Source organism: uncultured Veillonella sp. (assembly GCF_938010505.1).
GTDB lineage: Bacteria > Bacillota > Negativicutes > Veillonellales > Veillonellaceae > Veillonella.
This window is the reverse complement of the sequence record NZ_CALLVP010000044.1, coordinates 1-19,394: the sequence shown is the minus strand read 5'-3', so window position 1 is coordinate 19,394 and position 19,394 is coordinate 1. Positions and strand designations below refer to the sequence as shown.

At 38.7% G+C, this 19,394-nt stretch carries 23 protein-coding genes; all 23 read left to right on the top strand.

What is annotated here, in order from left to right; genetic code table 11:
• Positions 1–121: 121 nt before the first annotated feature.
• Positions 122–1,147, top strand: a complete 1,026-nt coding sequence (locus Q0507_RS02385; RefSeq protein WP_298711827.1) for a sugar-binding transcriptional regulator — start codon at positions 122–124, stop codon at positions 1,145–1,147.
• A 71-nt stretch (positions 1,148–1,218) separates the two neighbouring features.
• On the top strand, positions 1,219–2,229 hold the full coding sequence (gene gap, locus Q0507_RS02380) for a type I glyceraldehyde-3-phosphate dehydrogenase (RefSeq protein WP_298711824.1): 1,011 nt from the start codon (positions 1,219–1,221) through the stop codon (positions 2,227–2,229).
• A 13-nt stretch (positions 2,230–2,242) separates the two neighbouring features.
• Positions 2,243–3,421, top strand: a complete 1,179-nt coding sequence (gene pgk, locus Q0507_RS02375) for a phosphoglycerate kinase (protein WP_298711821.1) — start codon at positions 2,243–2,245, stop codon at positions 3,419–3,421.
• Position 3,422: 1 nt separating this feature from the next.
• A complete protein-coding gene (gene tpiA / locus Q0507_RS02370; RefSeq protein ID WP_298711818.1) occupies positions 3,423–4,193 on the top strand; it encodes a triose-phosphate isomerase in 771 nt (256 codons plus the stop codon).
• A gap of 13 nt (positions 4,194–4,206) precedes the next feature.
• A complete protein-coding gene (gene gpmI / locus Q0507_RS02365) occupies positions 4,207–5,733 on the top strand; it encodes a 2,3-bisphosphoglycerate-independent phosphoglycerate mutase (protein WP_298711815.1) in 1,527 nt (508 codons plus the stop codon).
• Positions 5,734–5,852: 119 nt separating this feature from the next.
• Positions 5,853–7,136, top strand: a complete 1,284-nt coding sequence (gene eno / locus Q0507_RS02360; RefSeq protein WP_298711812.1) for a phosphopyruvate hydratase — start codon at positions 5,853–5,855, stop codon at positions 7,134–7,136.
• Positions 7,137–7,324: 188 nt separating this feature from the next.
• The gene (locus tag Q0507_RS02355) at positions 7,325–8,335 is read left to right on the top strand and encodes a GspE/PulE family protein (protein WP_298711809.1); all 1,011 of its coding nucleotides are present in this window, start codon (positions 7,325–7,327) and stop codon (positions 8,333–8,335) included.
• The gene (locus tag Q0507_RS02350; RefSeq protein WP_012864490.1) at positions 8,319–9,338 is read left to right on the top strand and encodes a type IV pilus twitching motility protein PilT; all 1,020 of its coding nucleotides are present in this window, start codon (positions 8,319–8,321) and stop codon (positions 9,336–9,338) included. The genes Q0507_RS02355 and Q0507_RS02350 overlap by 17 nt, the downstream gene beginning before the upstream one ends.
• Before the next feature lie 8 nt (positions 9,339–9,346).
• Positions 9,347–10,522: a type II secretion system F family protein gene (locus Q0507_RS02345; protein WP_298711804.1), complete on the top strand. Its 1,176-nt coding sequence runs from the start codon at positions 9,347–9,349 to the stop codon at positions 10,520–10,522.
• Between the two features lie 37 nt (positions 10,523–10,559).
• Positions 10,560–11,006 carry a competence type IV pilus major pilin ComGC gene (locus tag Q0507_RS02340; RefSeq protein WP_298711802.1) on the top strand — a complete coding sequence of 149 codons (447 nt, stop codon included), beginning with the start codon at positions 10,560–10,562 and terminating at the stop codon, positions 11,004–11,006.
• Positions 11,007–11,059: 53 nt separating this feature from the next.
• Positions 11,060–11,602, top strand: coding sequence for an A24 family peptidase (locus tag Q0507_RS02335; RefSeq protein ID WP_298711799.1), 543 nt, complete (start codon positions 11,060–11,062; stop codon positions 11,600–11,602).
• A complete protein-coding gene (locus Q0507_RS02330; RefSeq protein ID WP_298711796.1) occupies positions 11,581–12,042 on the top strand; it encodes a hypothetical protein in 462 nt (153 codons plus the stop codon). Before Q0507_RS02335 ends, Q0507_RS02330 begins: the two co-directional genes overlap by 22 nt.
• Before the next feature lie 7 nt (positions 12,043–12,049).
• Complete coding sequence (locus tag Q0507_RS02325) at positions 12,050–12,406, top strand: hypothetical protein (protein WP_298711791.1); 357 nt, start codon at positions 12,050–12,052, stop codon at positions 12,404–12,406.
• Entirely contained in the window at positions 12,403–13,071 is a 669-nt protein-coding gene (locus Q0507_RS02320) for a hypothetical protein (RefSeq protein WP_367268438.1), read from the top strand. The genes Q0507_RS02325 and Q0507_RS02320 overlap by 4 nt, the downstream gene beginning before the upstream one ends.
• A complete protein-coding gene (locus tag Q0507_RS02315; protein ID WP_298711786.1) occupies positions 13,052–13,459 on the top strand; it encodes a hypothetical protein in 408 nt (135 codons plus the stop codon). Before Q0507_RS02320 ends, Q0507_RS02315 begins: the two co-directional genes overlap by 20 nt.
• 9 nt (positions 13,460–13,468) lie before the next feature.
• Positions 13,469–14,323, top strand: coding sequence for a hypothetical protein (locus Q0507_RS02310; protein WP_298711783.1), 855 nt, complete (start codon positions 13,469–13,471; stop codon positions 14,321–14,323).
• Positions 14,307–14,903: a fimbrial assembly protein gene (locus Q0507_RS02305; protein WP_298711780.1), complete on the top strand. Its 597-nt coding sequence runs from the start codon at positions 14,307–14,309 to the stop codon at positions 14,901–14,903. Before Q0507_RS02310 ends, Q0507_RS02305 begins: the two co-directional genes overlap by 17 nt.
• A complete protein-coding gene (locus tag Q0507_RS02300) occupies positions 14,893–15,300 on the top strand; it encodes a hypothetical protein (protein ID WP_298711777.1) in 408 nt (135 codons plus the stop codon). The genes Q0507_RS02305 and Q0507_RS02300 overlap by 11 nt, the downstream gene beginning before the upstream one ends.
• Positions 15,301–15,419: 119 nt before the next feature.
• Positions 15,420–16,262: a shikimate kinase gene (locus Q0507_RS02295; protein ID WP_298711774.1), complete on the top strand. Its 843-nt coding sequence runs from the start codon at positions 15,420–15,422 to the stop codon at positions 16,260–16,262.
• Complete coding sequence (locus Q0507_RS02290) at positions 16,234–17,148, top strand: ATP-dependent 6-phosphofructokinase (protein ID WP_298711861.1); 915 nt, start codon at positions 16,234–16,236, stop codon at positions 17,146–17,148. Before Q0507_RS02295 ends, Q0507_RS02290 begins: the two co-directional genes overlap by 29 nt.
• A gap of 161 nt (positions 17,149–17,309) precedes the next feature.
• Entirely contained in the window at positions 17,310–18,392 is a 1,083-nt protein-coding gene (locus Q0507_RS02285) for an efflux RND transporter periplasmic adaptor subunit (RefSeq protein WP_298711771.1), read from the top strand.
• A gap of 12 nt (positions 18,393–18,404) precedes the next feature.
• The gene (locus tag Q0507_RS02280; protein WP_298711768.1) at positions 18,405–19,127 is read left to right on the top strand and encodes an ABC transporter ATP-binding protein; all 723 of its coding nucleotides are present in this window, start codon (positions 18,405–18,407) and stop codon (positions 19,125–19,127) included.
• Positions 19,120–19,394, top strand: a 275-nt coding sequence (locus Q0507_RS02275; protein ID WP_298711765.1) for an ABC transporter permease, incomplete at its 3' end; no start/stop codon positions are given. The genes Q0507_RS02280 and Q0507_RS02275, both read left to right, overlap by 8 nt.

Here is a 19,394-nt window from a genome sequence, read left to right as displayed (position 1 = left end):
AAATTTACATAGGGTATACAATACAAGTGTAAAGGTATTTTTTTATTTTAGGTGGGACGGATTTTGTTCACATGGGACGAAAAACGATTCATATAATCCCAACGGGTAAAGGAGGGACCCGATGAACGAATTTCTAATGATATGTGAACGTATTGTTCCTGAAATTGTTAGCGTATTGAAGGAACGATACAAAATACTAAACCACCTTGTTTATGAAGAGCCTATAGGCCGTAGGACATTAGCTACCGCAACGGACCTTCCAGAGCGAACCGTACGAAGTCATATTGAGTTAATGCGTACTAATGGTCTTGTAGACATTTATAAACCGGGGATTTTTCTCACTGATGAGGGACAAGCTATTGTTCCAAAATTACGAAATTTTTTAAATGAGCTAGATCGTATTAACGAGCTAGAACATCGATTGACTGAAGCACTTCATATTGATAGGGTAATTATTACACCTACAGAAGGAACATTGATGGTCAAAAAGCTAGGCTTCGCAGGGGCTAAATTGTTGCAAGACTTATTAGAACCTGATTCAGTAGTCGCTATTAGTGGTGGTAGCACCATGGCAGCAGTAGCTGAAGAAATGCCTATTTTACCATTTAATCCTATTGTAGTGCCGGCCCGTGGTGGCGTCGGTGAGGTAGTGGAATACCAAGCTAATGTAATCGCTTCTGTTTTAGCTGAAAGGCTTCGCGGGTCCTATAAGATGCTTCATTTACCTGATGGACTTTCACAAGACTCATTACATATGCTCATGACTTGTGAACCGCAAATCAAGGAAATTGGAGACCTCATTAGTAGGACTCACGTGTTGTTGTTTGGTATTGGTACGGCGATGCGCATGGCAGATCAGCGCCATATTGCTGATGATGTACGTAAGCAGTTGGTGGATAATCATGCGGTAGGTGAAGCACTTGGCCAATATTGTGATATTGATGGTAAGTTGATTTACTCTACTAATAATATTGGTTTATCACTTCCAGATGTAGCAAAGGTTCCTAATGTTATTGCTGTAGCTGGTGGACAAGAAAAAGCGAGCGCTATCATAGGTGTGATGCGAGCTTGTCAGAAAGGTATACTCATCATCGATGAGCAAGCAGCGGAGGGGATGCGTCAATTGTTACAAATTTCTGCCTTATAGGCGAATTAGTAGTTATAAATTTTAAATTGAAATTTAGTTAGAATATTTTTTGTTATTAGGAGGATTTAACAATGGCAGTAAAAGTTGGTATTAACGGTTTTGGTCGTATTGGTAAATGTGTAGTTCGCGCAGCGATTAATAATCCTGACGTTGAGGTTGTAGCAATTAATGCAACTGGTGATAATGAAGGTACTGCATTATTGTTAAAATACGACTCCGTACACGGTACAATTCCTAACGAAGTAACATTCGACGAAGAAAATATCTACGTTGATGGCAAAAAAATCCGCGTATTCCACGACCGCGATGCTTCCAAATTACCTTGGTCTGAAGAAGGCGTAGAAATCGTAATTGAATGTACAGGTAAATACCGCGATGCAGAAGAAGCAAAAGTTCATTTAGAACAACCTACAGTTAAAAAGGTATTGATTTCTGCACCTGGTAAGAACGAAGACTTAACTATGGTTATGGGTGTTAACCAAGATATGTACGATCCTGCAAAACACCATATCATCTCCAATGCATCTTGCACAACAAACTGTTTGGCTCCATTCGCTAAAGTATTATGCGATGAATTCGGTATTAAACGCGGCATGATGACTACTATTCATTCCTATACAAATGACCAAAAAATTCTTGATGCACGTCATAAAGACCCTCGTCGTGCTCGTGCAGCTGCTATGTCCATCATCCCTACAACAACTGGTGCAGCTAAAGCAGTAGCTTTGGTATTGCCTCAATTGAAAGGTAAACTTGATGGTTTCGCTTTGCGTGTTCCTACTCCAGATGTATCTGCAACTGACCTAGTTTGCGAACTTGAAAAAACAGCTACTAAAGAAGAAATTAACGAAGCATTCCGCAAAGCAGCAGCTGGTGAATTAAAAGGTATCCTTGGCGTATCTGATGTGCCATTAGTATCTTGCGACTTTGGTTCTGACCCTCGTAGCTCCATTGTTGACGCTGATTTAACAATGGTTATGGATGGTAACATGGTTAAAATCGTTTCTTGGTATGACAACGAATGGGGTTACTCCGAACGTCTTATCGACATGGCCGAATTCGTAGCAAGCAAAGGCTTATAATCAGGAGGCTTTGATGAAACAAACAATTGAAGGTTTACAAGTAGCTAATAAAACAGTATTTGTTCGTGTTGATTTTAATGTTCCTATGAAAGACGATGTCATCACTGATGACACTCGTATTCGTAGTGCATTACCTACCATTAACTATTTAGTAGAGCAAGGCGCAAAGGTTATCCTTGCTTCTCACTTTGGTCGTCCAAAAGGGGAACGTAAGCCAGAAATGTCTTTGGCACCATGTGCTAAACATTTATCTGAGCTTATCAACAAACCTGTAGGATTTGTTGATAATTGCATTGGTCCTAAGGTTGAAGAAGCTGTGAAAGCATTACAACCTGGCGATATATTGATGCTTGAAAACTTGCGTTATCACAACGAAGAGACTAAAAACGATCCTGAGTTTGCTAAACAATTGGCATCTTTTGCGGACGTAGCAATCAACGATGCGTTTGGTGTATCTCACCGTAATGCGGCATCTGTAGTTGGCATTGCTGATTACATTCCTATGGCTGCAGGCTTCTTACTCAAAAAAGAAATCGACGCATTGAGTGCAGCTGTTGTACATCCTAAAACACCTATGGCGGCAATCATTGGTGGTGCAAAAGTAACAGATAAAATTTCTGTTATTTCTAACCTTTTGCCTAAAGTGGATGTAATGATCATCGGTGGTGGCATGGCTAATGCGTTCATTAAAGCACAAGGTTGCAACATTGGTAGCTCTTTATTTGAAGAAGGCCAAGAAGCTATCGCTACAGACCTTGTTATGGAAGCTCGCGTAGCAGGTGCTAAATTATTAACACCTATTGATGCTGTAGTAGCAGATGCTTTCAGCAACGATGCTAATACTAAAATCGTTGATGTTGACCAAATTGAAGATGGCTGGATGGTATTAGATATTGGTCCAAAAACACGTGAACTCTATGTAGAGGCATTGGCGCCAATGAAGACTATTATTTGGAATGGTCCTATGGGCGTATTTGAAATGGAAAACTTTGCAGCTGGTACGAATGCAGTAGCGAAAGCTGTAGCTGAATCTGATGCGATGACTATCGTTGGCGGTGGTGACTCTGTGGCAGCTATTGAGAAAAGTGGCTTAGCGGATAAAATTAGCCATATCTCCACAGGTGGTGGTGCATCTTTAGAATTCTTAGAAGGCAAAATCCTACCAGGTATTGCTGCATTGTCTGAGGCATAATATGAGAAAACCCATTATTGCAGGGAATTGGAAAATGAATGGCACCATTGCGTCTGGATCAATTTTGATTGAAGCGTTTAACAGCGTGTTACAAGATATGGAATTATCCTGTGATGTTGTTGTATGTCCGCCTTTCACAGCTATCGAACGTGCGGTAGCATTGACGAAAAATACAGCTATTGAAGTAGGCGCACAAACTATGGATTATCATGATGCTGGTGCGTTCACTGGTGAAATTTCACCACTTATGCTTACAGAGGTAGGCGTTAATTATGTAATCATCGGTCATTCTGAGCGCCGTGAATATTATGGCGAAACAGATGAGACGGTAAATGCAAAAATTAAAAGTGCATTTCATCATAATTTGAATCCTATAGTCTGTGTTGGTGAAAGCTTAGAACAACGTGAAACTGGTCATACGATTGACTGGATTACTTCACAACTTAAAGGGGCTTTGGCTGATATTCCTAAAGAGCAAGTCAGTCAATTGATTATTGCGTACGAACCAATTTGGGCTATCGGTACTGGCAAGACAGCAACGGCTGATCAAGCCGAAGAGGTATGTAAAGAAATTCGAAGTTATATTCGATCTTTATACGATAGTGAAACTGCTGAGGCAATACGCATCCAATATGGTGGTAGCGTTAAATCAGAAAATGCATTAGAAATTCTTGGAGAGCCTAATATTGATGGTGCTCTTGTAGGTGGTGCATCCCTTGTGGTTGACGAATTTATTGATATTATTAAAGCGGCGAATCAAGTAAGCGCTTAATATGAGGTTAGAAATGGCTAAATTAGAGGCTCCCGTAATGCTAGTCATCTTAGATGGCTTTGGATTGGGGGATCAAACAGATACAACCAATGCTGTAGTACAGGCGAAGCCGCTCTGTTTTAATCAATTATGGGATACGTATCCACATACGACATTAGAAGCATCAGGGCTTGCGGTAGGCCTTCCAGAAGGTCAAATGGGGAACTCTGAAGTAGGCCATTTAAATCTTGGCTCTGGTCGCATCGTGTATCAAGATTTGACTCGTATTACTAAAGATGTCGAGTCCGGTGAGTTTTATAATCGTCCTGTTATGAAGGAACTATACGAAGTAGCTAAAAAGCAAAGCTTACATCTTATAGGCCTAGTTTCAGACGGCAATGTGCATTGCTCCTTAGATCACATTAAGGCAGTCATTAAAGGAGCTTATGATAATGGGATCGAGCATGTGTATGTACATGCTTTGCTCGATGGTCGTGATGTAGCTCCGCAATGTGCACAAGGTTATTTAAAAGACTTAGAAGCGTATATGGCTGAGTTAAACTGTGGCAAGATTGCTACTGTGAGTGGTCGCTACTATGCGATGGACCGCGATAATCGTTGGGATCGTGTTGAGTTGGCATACAATGCGATTGTAAATGGTCAAGGTGAAACAGCTGCATCTGCTTGTGAAGCCGTGCAACAGTCCTATGATAAAGATGCAGCAGATGAGTTTGTTCTTCCTACAGTCATTGATGGTGAAGGAACCATCAAAAATGGTGATGCTGTCATCTTCTGTAACTTCCGTCCAGACCGAGGTCGAGAACTTACAAAAGCTTTAGTACTACCTGAATTTGATGGTTTTAAACGGAAACAACTATCTCTGTATATGGCAACTATGACTAAATACGAGGACGGTTTGCCGGTACATATCGTGTATGAAAAGGATACATTATCTGAAACATTAGGCGAAGTGCTAAGTGCTGGCGGTTATCGTCAATTGCGCATCGCAGAAACAGAAAAGTATGCTCATGTTACATATTTCTTCAATGGCGGTGAAGAGGAACCTTTTGAGGGTGAGGACCGAATTCTCGTAAAATCCCCACAAGTTGCAACCTATGACTTACAACCAGAAATGAGTGCTTATGAAGTGACCGATAAGGTTGTACAAGCAATTCAAGATGAAACGTATGATATGATCATTTTGAACTTTGCTAATCCAGATATGGTCGGTCATACGGGTAGCTTTGAAGCCGCTGTTAAAGCAGTTCAAGCTGTGGATACTTGTTTGGGGCGTATTGTAGAGGCTATTCGCAGCAAAAATGGTCATCTGTTGATTACAGCAGACCATGGCAATGCTGAGCTTATGGTCAACCATGAAACCGGTAAGGTGCATACGGCACATACTACGAATTTAGTTCCTTTAATTTTAATGAGCGACACACTTAAAACAGCTACATTAGAAGCTGGTAAACTATGTGATATTGCGCCTACATTATTAGACTTGGCTGGTATAGAACAACCAACAGCCATGACAGGACATAGTTTAGTGCATAAAGCATAATATAGAGCTTTCACTATATTGGTAGTTAATCAGAGTTATAACTATTTGTATGATATAGCTCAATATATATTAGGGCTGTCAAAAGACAACCCGTCTATTAGATTTTATGAGGTGAAAAAATGGCAGTAATTGAACAAGTCATTGCAAGAGAGATTTTAGATTCCCGCGGTAACCCAACTGTTGAAGTTGAAGTATGTTTAGAAGATGGTACTATTGCTACAGCGGCTGTTCCATCCGGTGCTTCCACAGGTATGTTTGAAGCCGTAGAATTACGCGATGGTGACAAATCTCGTTACTTAGGTAAAGGCGTTTTAAAAGCTATCGATAATGTAAATGCTAAAATCGGTCCTGCTCTTATCGGTTATGACGCTACAGAACAAGTGGCAATCGATAACTTGATGTTGCAACTTGACGGTACAGATAATAAATCTAACCTTGGTGCAAACGCAATTCTTGGCGTATCTATGGCAGTAGCTCGTGCAGCAGCTGAATCTTTGGATCTGCCATTATTTGTATACCTTGGTGGCTTTAATGCAAAAGAGTTACCAGTTCCTATGATGAATATCTTGAACGGTGGCGCTCATGCAGACAATAACGTAGATATCCAAGAATTCATGATTATGCCTGTTGGCGCTGAATCCTTTGCAGAAGCTCTTCGTAGCTGTGCAGAAGTATACCATACTTTAAAATCTGTACTTCACAATAAAGGTCTTAGTACTGCAGTAGGTGATGAAGGTGGTTTTGCTCCAAACTTGGCATCTAATGAAGAAGCATTAGAGGTAATTTGTGAAGCAATCAAAACTGCTGGTTATGAACCTGGTAAAGACTTCAAATTGGCTCTTGATTCCGCATCTTCTGAATTCTATAAAGATGGTGTATACAATCTTGCTGGTGAAGGTAAAGTTAAAACAGCAGCTGAAATGGTTGACTTCTATGAGTACTTAGTAGGTAAATACCCAATCGTATCCATCGAAGATGGTCTTGCTGAAGAAGATTGGGACGGTTGGAAATTGTTGACAGATCGTCTTGGCGATCGCGTACAACTTGTTGGTGACGATTTATTTGTAACTAACACAAAACGTTTGGCTCGTGGTATTGAACTTGGTGTAGGTAACTCCATTCTAGTAAAAGTTAATCAAATTGGTACCCTCACTGAAGCTTTCGATGCTATGGAACTTGCTAAACGTGCTGGTTATACTTGCGTAGTCTCTCACCGCTCTGGTGAAACAGAAGATACATTCATTGCGGATATTGCTGTAGCTGTAAATGCTGGTCAAATTAAGACTGGTGCACCAGCTCGTTCTGAACGTGTAGCAAAATATAATCAATTACTTCGTATTGAAGAAATGTTATATGAAACAGCACAATATAAAGGTAATGATGTTTTTTATAACTTGAAATAAGAAACGTTATATCTAACAGTTTAATAAGGGCGCCCTTCGGGGCGCCTTTTTTGTATGTCTAAAAATAGAAAAGTTTTCGCTTCGTGGATTTTTAAAAATAAAAGAGGGATTTAGAGGCTGATGTCGAAACCTATAACGCCATACGCTAGTGTGAGGTAAAAACATACCGCAAGGTATTGGAGGTGACCATGTATGTAGACGTAACATTAGACGATATTATCTTGTATGCCTTAGAACACCATGTAAGCGATATCCACTTTGATCCCGTTAAAAGTGGTGTTCATGTTCGGTTACGACAAGATGGACTGCTGCAACATTACATGACTGTATCATTTGAGGAGGCTGAACTCATTATCAACCGCATCAAGGTGTGTAGTTCTCTAGATATTAGCGAGAAGCGTTTACCCCAAGATGGTCGTTGGGCTTGGAGTCATAAAGATAAGTCTGTAACAATGCGTGTGTCTACATTGCCTAGCCTATACGGAGAAACCTTAGTATGTCGCCTTATGGGGAATGAAGGGAGCCATAAAGATTTAAAAGGGCTAGGGATGCGAACAGATATTTTTGAGCATATTGCACAATTATTGAAACGTCCTTATGGCTTGTTGCTTATTTGTGGGCCGACTGGCAGTGGTAAGACCGCCACCTTATACGCCATGTTACGTATGCTTAATCTAGAGGAAACAAAGTTAATCTGTCTAGAAGATCCTGTAGAGGCTGAAATAAAAGGGGCTATCCAAATTGGTATTAATGAAAAGATTGGTTTTACCTTTGCCAAAGGTCTTCGGTCTGTATTACGGCAAGATCCAGATACGATTATGATTGGTGAAATTAGGGATAAGGAGACCGCAGAGTTAGCCGTTAAGTCTGCTTTAACGGGGCATCGCGTATTATCTACTATACATACCAATACAGCTATAGGCGTTGTAACGCGACTCATGGATATGGGCGTAGAGCCGTATTTAATACGGGCTACATTAATGGGAGCTATTGCACAACGGCTAGTACGAAAATTCGATGGTACAGTATATCAAGGACGGACTGCTTTATTTGAATACTTAGAAATACCAGCTAATTTGGCTCATTGGGACCAATTAGAAACACATTTATTATTGTCATTAGAAGAGTCTGCTCGTGAGGCCGTATCTCAGCATGTTACATCTATAGAGGAGGTGCATCGTTGTGGACTTATGTTGTAAGAGTGAAAGTTTAGAAACTATTGTAGAAATGGCAATACAATTATCATCAACAGATATTCATCTACAATGTGGGCAGCCTATCTATTTGCGACATGGTGATGGATTAAAGGCTACTTCGTTTATGTGTACTACAGAATTAATCGAGGATATCTTGCGCCGTTGTGGTATAGCCTCCTATGAGTGGCAGTCGCTTGATGAGGCTTGTTCCTGTTGTGGTGTACGGATCCGTATTCATCTATATCGAGCTAATCAGACTATATGTGGTACATTACGATTACTCTGTCATCAACAACTAAAGTTAGATGACAATAGTGAGGGGCAACTGTTACAAAAATTATGTGAAGCACATGATGGTCTATTGCTTGTTTGTGGACCTACAGGCAGTGGTAAAAGTTTTACCTTAGCTTGTTGTATTGATTACATTAATCAGACTATGGAGCGGCACATTATTACCTTAGAGGACCCCATAGAATTTGAGTTTGCACCTAAGAAGTCTTTAATACATCAACGACAATTAGGTGCTGATATCAATACTATGTCAGATGGTATTCGAGATGCCTTACGAGAGGATCCGGATGTCATTATGGTAGGCGAACTTCGAGATCGTGAAACTCTTGAAGCGGCACTTCATGCGGCAGAGACTGGTCACCTTGTAATGGCGACCATGCATACACAGCGTGCAGTGATGGCTGTTCATCGTATGATTTCACTGTTTCCTGGGGAGCAACAAGAAGAGGTACGCAATCAAATATCTCAAGTGTTACGTGCCGTTATATGTCAGCGTTTACTTCGATGGAATAAAAAGTTCATTACTATTCGTGATATTTTGCTAAATACCCATGCAGTAGCAAATTTGATACGGACCCGTAAGGAACCACAAATCATTTCTATCCAAGAAACACAACTACCAATGAAAACATTAGAAATGGCTGTGCGAGATGTAAAGGCACAATATGGAGCTCAACAACAATTACATACCTTGCTTGATCAACAATTATCGTAGGTGGATATATGGAGGCTTATGAATATGTCGTAAAAAATAATCAAGATAAAACAGAAAAAGGTTTGATGTGGGGTGACTCAGAACAGGAAATTGCAATACGGTTAAAACGAGATGGCTATAAAATTTATAGGATATCGTTGCAGGATGAAAAAAAGAAACATAAATGGAATCATACTATGGTGGTAGATGTGACTTATCAATTAGGTCTACTCATTGAATCTGGTGTTCCATTACGGCGTGCCTTACAGTTACTCTGCCAGGGGAAACGAGGACTACTCTATACAGCTTTATATGAATCCATAGAGCGTGGTCAGACTTTATCACAAGCTTTACGAAGTGAAGGATGTCCTCCTATTGCTTTGGCTTTACTAGAAAGTGGTGAAGCAGCGGGCACCTTGGGTGAAAGTTTACAATATATATCCCGTCACTATGATTGGGAGAGGCAGCTGAAACAAAAGGTTATAAGTGCTATTTCTTACCCTTTATTTCTTCTTTTAATGATGAATATATTTTTTCTAGTCACCATATTGTTTATTATTCCTTCATTTGAAAATGTATTTACCACTATGCATATTACATTACCTTTGATGACGCGAGCTCTTTTTGTATTAGGACAAGGGTTAAAATCGCATCCTCTAATGGTAATAGCTATACATTGTGTTGTAATAGGTTCATTAGCATTTGCTTATAAACAACATAGTATAAAGTGTAAAGTACATCGTTGGCTTTGGCTATTGGCTCACCGATACCAATGGAGTACTTGTGTGTACTATACAAGCATGTTAAAAGTTTGGGCTCTCTTACTAGATTCTGGTATCTCTATTATTCACACCATGAATATCACTCGCCCTTTGTGGGGGAATATATATGGTGCTGAATGTAGTGAACAGGTGGAAGCAAAGTTATTATCAGGACACTCATTTGAAGAAAGTTTGCGTAGTGGTCAAATAGGAAATTCTTTTATATGGCAAATGATCTCCATTGGAGAAGAGAGTGGCGAATTAGTAAAAATGTTAAACCACTGTGGATACTACTATGAATCTATACTTTCAAAATATATTGCTCGTTTAGAACGATTGTTGGAACCGATTCTACTAACCGTAATGGGAATTGGTGTAGCCGTATTAGTTGTATCTGTTATGTATCCCTTATTTACGTCCATTGCCAACTTAGGAGGGCAATAGACAATGTTACTATTTAACTATTAAAAAGGAGGATATTATGAATTCTGTTATGTATATGATTCATGGAATGAATCATCGATTAGAAATGTGCGGTCAATGGGTCGTAGATCGATTACATATTTCTAGTGTTCGAGAAGGGTTTAAAAAATCGAGAAAAGCCGGATTTACTCTCGTTGAATTAATGGTTGTAGTGGCAGTTATTGCTATACTAGCAGCTATTGCGATGCCACAATTCTTATCTGCTGCTGATAAAGCTCGAAACGCTAAGGAAACAGCAGATATTCAAATTATAAAAAATGCCACTCAGTTGTATATGATTGATAAAAATGTCGATACACCTCCAACAGTAGAAAATCTATATAAGGAAGGTTATCTTACTGAACATGTTAAGACTGCAAAAGGAAAAGAATACACTATTACTTATGAAGTAGTCAGTGGTGGGACCTCAAAATCTGTTGTTGTTAAAGCACCTAGTGTACCTTAATTGTTTTGTATAGGTTAAGAAGTACACTTGTTAGATATATGAAAGGACAAGGTATGAAAGGGACCAATTATGTAATAGGGCTCATTGTATATATAGCATCTATAGTTCTGCCTGTTATATTTTCATTGAAAGCAATACCTTATACTCACATTGCTTTGTATGCTGCGTTTTCACTCATCATCATAGCAGGTGCTACCATCGATATGCATTACTATATATTGCCCGATGAAGGAGCACTAGCTCTTGTAATAGGGGGAATTATGTATAGCTATATAAATGATAAATCTATGTTAGTAACCATGTTAAGTGTTATGAGCGTAGGAGCTATTACATATGGACTTCGTTTGATCAGCCATAAAGGTTTTGGCATAGGAGATATTAAATGGTTTTCTGCTATTGCAATGTGGCTCTCGCCATGGGAAATTATATGTTTCTTTTACGTAGCATTTTGTGTTGGTTCTCTCTATCTCTTACTAACAGGTTATCGTAATCGATACATCCCTTTTGGTCCCTTTCTATGCTTTGGTGGATGGTGTGCCTTACATGGGGGTTCCTATATGGAGGTGCTTTACCAATGGTTAAGGTACAACTTATAAATCGTCAAAGTGGGTCTTTACTGGCGGAATGGATTATTACGCTTGGTTTAATTTTACTGCTCATCTCTATTGCTTTACCTATTGTAATAACACCTAGTCGATATACCTTAAATGGTACTACGCAAGAGGTGGTGTATATGCTCAAGAAAGTTCAACTTTGGTCTATGCTAGGGCATAAATCTAATGGTAAAGGGAGAATGCTTTTTATATTAAATAAGGATAGTTACACTTTAGAGGAAGATGCCAATCATCATACGGTAAACATATCATTGCCGCCAAATATTGAGAGCACGCGGTCTATGACCATTATTTCTTTTTCAGCTTTAGGCTTACCTTATGATGGGACAGAAATTATTTTAAAAGATCGTGAAAGTGGTGAGAAAAATCGCATCTGGATATCTGTACAAACGGGGCGTATTAGGTGGGAAGAAGTGCACTGAAGGATTTATGTATGGCGATGCTTTAATATCAGCTGCTATAATCATGCTCATTTTACCTATTGTATTATCTATATTTTGGATGGCTACTCTTACGATATATAAGGCGTATTATTGGGATCATATATTGCAAGATACAATAACGTATTTAGAAAGGGCCAAAGCTTCTTACTATAAAACTGGAACAATAGAAGTAGGTGTATATAACTCTCAATTCACTATGAGTCCTAGTGAAAAAATTACCTATAAAACACATATAAAGCCTGTAGTGATAGAAGGTGTATCTTTACAACGATTAACAGTAGATGCCATCGATAATCAATCTATTGTTTACTCGCTATCAGTTGATTTGGAGGGGATACATTGAAGGGCGAGGATATAGAAAAGGTAATTGGAAAGGATAAAGAATACAAGCAGAATCTTATAACAGATAGAAATAAAAATAAGAATAAAAATATGAATAAGAATAGAAATAATATGGGATTTATTTTGTATTCTACGCTCATTAGTATGACGATTTCTGTCATAGTTCTTACCATATTGTTAGGCATCGTATTTTATGCAGTTATGTGGGATGCTAAATTACTGGATAGTGTAGCTATGATGGAGGATGGTCGATATACACGACGTATGGTTGTGGCTCAAATGATATGGAACCCTGTGAAGGTTAGTGTAGAAGACCATAATAAGAGTTTATATATTCACGATACAAAGCGTACAACTTTAACCGTACAACGTCATGCACTATACAGAAAATTAACAGATGGTAGTTTGCAACCTGTTAGTGGCAGTCGAATTGTAGGAACTACAGATAAACGAAATGTGGGCTATACTCAGGAGTATCCTTTTAGTGTAGATACTAATGGGACCGTATATTTGCGCTGGTATATTAACAATCGTTTTGTTAATGATAGGAAATATACAAGTGGTTATGGAGGACTGACCATATATGAGGTCTCTATTGGGCAGAGTGCTATTTATGATTGGTATAAAAGTAAAGAGGAGACAAGTCATGAACATAGGAGCCCATAACGCGGGCTTTATTACATATATAGCGATACTTACGATGTCCTTTTTATTACTATTAGCTTTTATGGGGCTTCGTATAGGACAAATATGTGAAAGTAATGTGGTAGATGAATTGCATTTGGAAGAAGCTCATTACGCGGCACAAAGAGGTGCTCATTGGTTTGTTGGCTATTGTAAATTAGGAAATGTATGGGACTTTCAAAATAAACTAGTTGTGATAGATGATGAAAATGTAGAGATTACTATTGAAGCGGACAGCTCAACAGATAATCCGCGTCATATTATGAGTTATGGAAGACTGAAGAATAGTGAAATCGTGAGTCGTGTACATATGTATGTGACCGTAGATAGAGAAAAACATATGCATGTTATAAAGGTAAAACCTTATTGAGGTGATTCTATGAAACGAAAAAAGAAAATACATTCTGGAGTATGTATAACTGATGAACATATTGTATGTGTTACCGCCCATATAGAAAATAAAACAATGGTCATTACTGATGCGTTAGAAATGAAGCGTACGGGACCTATTGATGAAGACGTTACAAAGTTTATAGAAACATATGATTTAGATGAAGGAGCCTATAGTATTGTTGCTAATATCGATACACAAATGCATGTGGCACCCTATGATCCCCACGATTTTGATATGAAGGAGTTCATAAAGTGGAATGTAGAAGACTACTTTAGCTTTGATGGGGATAGTTTCCAAATGGATGCATGTCGTCGGGAATATCCACGCCATAATTATCATATGTTTATGGTAGCTGTAGATCGACATTCTCTAGAACTTTTGAAACAAGGTATACGAGATACTTATGCACCCGTTGATGTTATTGATTTTTGGCCTATTCCTATTTGTTACTGTTTGATGCGGCGTAGTGGTACTGTAACAGGCGTTGTGGAAGACGGCTCCATGCATTTATGGCTTTGGTGGAATGATATATGCATTCAAGAGTGTACGGTACCTATTACAGGTAGCGATGTAGCTGAAGCTATGGATAAGTTAGAAGTGAGGTTACAAGACTTTGGTATGGATGAGATTCAGGGGGTTCGAATGTATGGGTTAGAATCTATAACAAACGAAGAACGGACAGATATGGAAGGCATAATCTCCATGTATGGCGAAACTGAATATATTCCATTATTATTCTTAGGTCGAGGTCGTAATCGTTGCAAGCAAGGACAAATAGATTGGGATATGGCTATTGGTATGGCAGCAAGGGGGCTTAAATGGATTGGATTGGGATGGTAAGAATAGACGTATTAACTTAATGCCTCGCTCGTTACGATGGCATGGTTTATGGCACACCTATCGATACTTTCTTTACGGGATAAGTTTTATATACGTTATCGTAGGATTTGTTACCTTATATAGTTGCTGGTCAAGCTATCGTAGTTATGAAAATCAGAAGACAGATTTTGTACAATTGCAAGCAAATACTCAGTATCAAGAAATACATCAACAATACGGTGAATTAATGGAAATAAGAAATAAGATAATAAAGAATAAACTCCCTAAAAATCAGTTTGATATATTACCTAATACTCTGGTGGTATATATTCTTGATGCCGCCATGGCAGAACATATTAGTTTACAACATCTTAGTGTTAAGGAGGGACGTATTAGTATGGATGGTATAGGTACAAGTGATGAAGTATGTCGCAAATTTATTGCTATTCTCCAACAAAAATTAGTAGGGATGGAGTGTCATGGAACAGTTAAAGCAGATAAAGGTGTTTATACATTCCATATGGATGGATCTAAAAGAGAGCACAACGTATCAGATCGAGAGAATACTATTGGTTCTAGTATTGTGGGGGATGCTCATTAGCCTTTCTATATATGGGCATATCTATTTAGATGAAAAAAATAATAACATAAAAAATCAACAAGATAATTATCTTATACAAATGAATGCTGAGTCGGATTATATAGTGTCTAATGAAGCAAAACTATTAGCATCTTTTACACAGAACAAGACATCTAATACAAGTTCTTATACAAGTATTTTTGATTCCTTGCAAGGAGAGCCATTAATGATTGTCAGTACTGATGAGCATGAAGGTATACTAGAATTAACGCTATTAGGTAGTACAGAGCGTATGATTAACTGGATTAATACTGTTGAACAAAAGGACCCTTCACGCCGTATAGAAATAGAAGATATAGAACGTAAAGGTAATGTGGTTTATGTGCACTGTGCAGTCAAATCAACTGTAAAGCCTTAATTAAAATCAGGTGTATTATATAGCGACAGATTATAGATTTTATGTCTATAGTCTGTCTTTGTTTTTGTGTCATTTTATAGTACAATGAAGGATATGTAATAATAAGGGGCACATGATACATGATAATAAAACGCAATATTATGCTTATCGGTTCTATGGGAAGTGGTAAAAGTCACTTTGGCAGGAACCTTGCGGAACGCAAGGGGTGGCAATTTGTAGATACCGATCGCGTATTAGAAAGTCGTTTTGGGTTGCCCATTGCTGAAATATTTAAAAAGATAGGAGAAAAAGCATTCCGCCGTGCTGAAATGGATGTACTAAAAAAGGTTTGCTTATACCACGAAGCAGTGATTTCTGTAGGTGGTAATTTTCCTATTGAACATCGCACCTTAAAGGTATTAAAAAAATATTCTTATATTATTGGCATCCGAGCTGCACAATTCCGTATTGTGAGTCGTGTGAATCGCCGCGTTGGGAAAAGACCAACTATGGACTATAATAATGTAAATGCCTTTGTACATGCTATGATACAATCGTGGAAGCCCGTGTATAAGCAGTGCGATTTTGTACTAGACACAACAAATGGTCGGACCTATGATTTCATACATCGTATCGAGGACGAATTAGAGGCCTCAGATGTGCAATTTAAAGCAAGACGTCAACCCAATGATACAAACGATGTGGATGCTAAAGTAGCATCTAGTGAAATACAATTTAATAATCATCAAAGTAGAATAAAAGAAGTTACTGAAGTAGTATCAGATAAAGCAATATCTAATAAAGTCCGGTATGATAAACGTCATAAAAAAAAGACTTCTTATCAAACGGATAAAGAACGTAAGGCAGATAGTATATCCAAAAAACGTACACCACAAGGGGGTAATGGATATGAGAAAAATCGCAATACTAACAAGCGGCGGAGACGCACCTGGAATGAACGCCGCCATAAGAGCGCTAACTAGAAAAGCTATATATGAAGGCTTTGAAGTGTTTGGCATTGAGCGTGGCTATTTAGGTATTATTGAGGAAAAGATATTTCCCTTATCGAATCGAGACGTTGGTGGCATCATAACACAAGGTGGCACGATGCTGAAAACGGCTCGTTTTCCAGAATTTCAAAATGAAGAGATTCAACGAAAAGCTTATGATATTTTGAAAGCTCATGACATTGACCATCTGGTCGTTATTGGTGGGGATGGTTCCATGCGTGGTGCTACAAGTTTATCTAAACTTGGCATGTCCACTATGACTATTCCATGTACTATAGATAATGACATGGGTGGCACGCAATATACGATAGGATATGATACGGCTCTTAATACGGTAGTTGATGCAGTTGGTCGTATTCGTGATACATCAAACTCCCATGAACGTGTAGCTATTGTAGAGGTCATGGGGCGAAAAGCCGGCCATATTGCATTAAAAGCTGGTCTTGCCTGTGGAGCGGAAATAGTATTAGTTCCTGAAAATCCAATGCCTTTACATGCGGTGTGTCGCCACTTAAAGGAAACACAAATTCGGGGTAAGGAATATAGTGTTATCCTAGTTGCGGAAGGTGCCTATAACAGTGGTGAGGTGAAAGCTTTCATCAAGGAGCATACGGAATTTGATCCTAGCCTAACCGTGTTAGGATACTTACAACGTGGTGGAGGCCCATCGGCATTTGATGCTATTTTAGCGGCTCGTATGAGTGAAGCCTGTCTTAATCTTTTGATGAGTGGTGTAGATAATCGATTAGTAGGGTATATAGATGGTCATATTCGCGCACTATCTTATGAAGAGGCAGAACGACTTGAATTCCCAATTAATGAGATGGATTATAGATTATTATCTATATTGAGCAGTTAATGGCCCGTAAGGGCCATTTTTTTTATATATCATAAGTTATTCAATAATGAAATTATATTGCATAAAAGTAATTGGTGCTGTATAATTTAAAAATACTATATGTGTTTATATAGAATTAATATCTTTTTAATATATCTTCATCTTTAAAAAAGGAGATCATAATGAAAGAGTTCTTACGAAAGCATCGTAAACGCATAGTGACTGGTGCGGTTGTTCTTTGTGTTCTTGGTGGCGGCACATATTTCTACTTAGATAGTCTAAATGCAAGTCAAACACAAACTTTATATACTACTGGCAAGGTAGAAAAAGGTGATGTAAAAACTAGTATCAGTGCCACAGGTACTATTAACCCTGTAAATTATGTAGATGTTTCTACAAATGTTGCTGGTAAACTTGAAAAAGTTTTAGTTAAAGAGAATGATCAAGTTACGGCGGGGCAAGTTATCGCTTACATTGATACACGTCAATTACAAGCTTCTGTTGATGATGCCCGTGCAGCTTTGGCTAAAGCAGAACTTGATATGAATCGTTATAAATCTTTGGCGGCTCAAGATGCTATTGCACAACAAACATATGATGATTCTGTAACAGCTTATGAACGTGCTAAATCTACCTATGAACGTGCTGCGGCGGATTTAAGTGATGCTACGATTACAGCTCCAATGTCTGGTACTGTTGTAGGTACACCACTAAAAGCAGGTCAAACTATTAGTACTGGTATCTCCACACAAATGATTATTGCTACCATTGCAGATTTAAAAAATTTAGAGATTTATCTTACTGTAGATGAAACAGATATTGGCAATATCAAACAAGGGGCTAAAGTAGAGTTTACTGTAGACTCTAAGCCAGGTGAAACCTTCACAGGTTATGTAGCTGAAATTGCAAAGGGTACAAAAGGTAACATGGGTGCTACAAGTACGAGCGTAGTATACTATACGGTTAAAGTTCAAATTCCTGAAAATATTTCAGGCAATTTCTTACCTTCTATGACGGCTCGTGCCACAATTTTTGGTGAAGATATTAAAAATACATTAGTTGTACCTCTTACTGCCGTTCGTACGGATAAACAAGGCGAGTATGTATATGTTATAAAAGATGGTCAACCAGTACGTACCGCTGTTTCTACAGGTGTAACTGGGGATACTAATGTTCAAATTCTAAAAGGTTTGTCTGAAGGTGACGAAATCATCGTGAGTGGTGATGTGAATGCGCCAAAGAATAATGTAGCTGGACCATTCTAAAGGTAGGTGCTTATGAACCAAACAGTAATTGACATACAAGGGATTACAAAGACCTATGTGAATGGCAAATTATCAGTACCTGTTCTACATGGCATTGATTTGCTTGTCAATAAGGGTGAGTTTGTATCCATTATGGGTCCATCAGGCTCCGGTAAATCTACCTTTATGAATATTCTCGGATGTTTGGACCGCCCTACAACGGGCTCTTATCGGCTTAATGGAGATGAGGTGGCTACCTTATCTGATGATGAGCTTGCATATGTGCGTAATAAACAAATAGGTTTTGTATTTCAAAATTTTAATTTGTTAACAAAATTAACTGCCCTTGAAAATGTAGCACTACCTATGATTTACGCCGGTGTAAATAAAAAGTTGCGCATTGAACGGGCTTCTCAACTATTGCAGTCTGTGGGCTTGGGCGATCGTATGGATCACTTGCCATCCGAGTTGTCTGGGGGACAACGACAACGTGTAGCGATTGCTCGTGCCTTAGCAAATAATCCTGCTATTATTATGGCCGATGAGCCGACAGGGAATCTTGATTCCAAGTCGACAATCGATGTTATGAATATCTTTCGAGGTCTTCATGATGAAGGTCGTACGATTCTTCTCGTTACTCATGAACCGGACATTGCTACGTATGCTAGTCGTAACGTGGTCTTGAATGATGGCTTAATTGTAGAGGACTCGCTTAATCCTAATATAACTCCTCTAAAGGAGGTGCCTAATGTATAAAGAAAGTTTCTTAATGGCATGGGCTTCCTTGGTTGCAAATAAATTACGATCTCTCTTGACCATGTTAGGTATCATTATCGGTGTAGCTGCCGTTATTGCATTGGTATCTATTGGTAATGGAGTAAAGCAAGATATTGAAAATTCTATTTCAAGCTTAGGCTCTAATTTGTTGGTAGTTATGCCAGGAGCGCCGCGGACGCCAGGTGTTAGACCTTCGCAGGGGTCCATGAAATCGTTGAAAATATCTGACTATGAAGCTATTGCCAA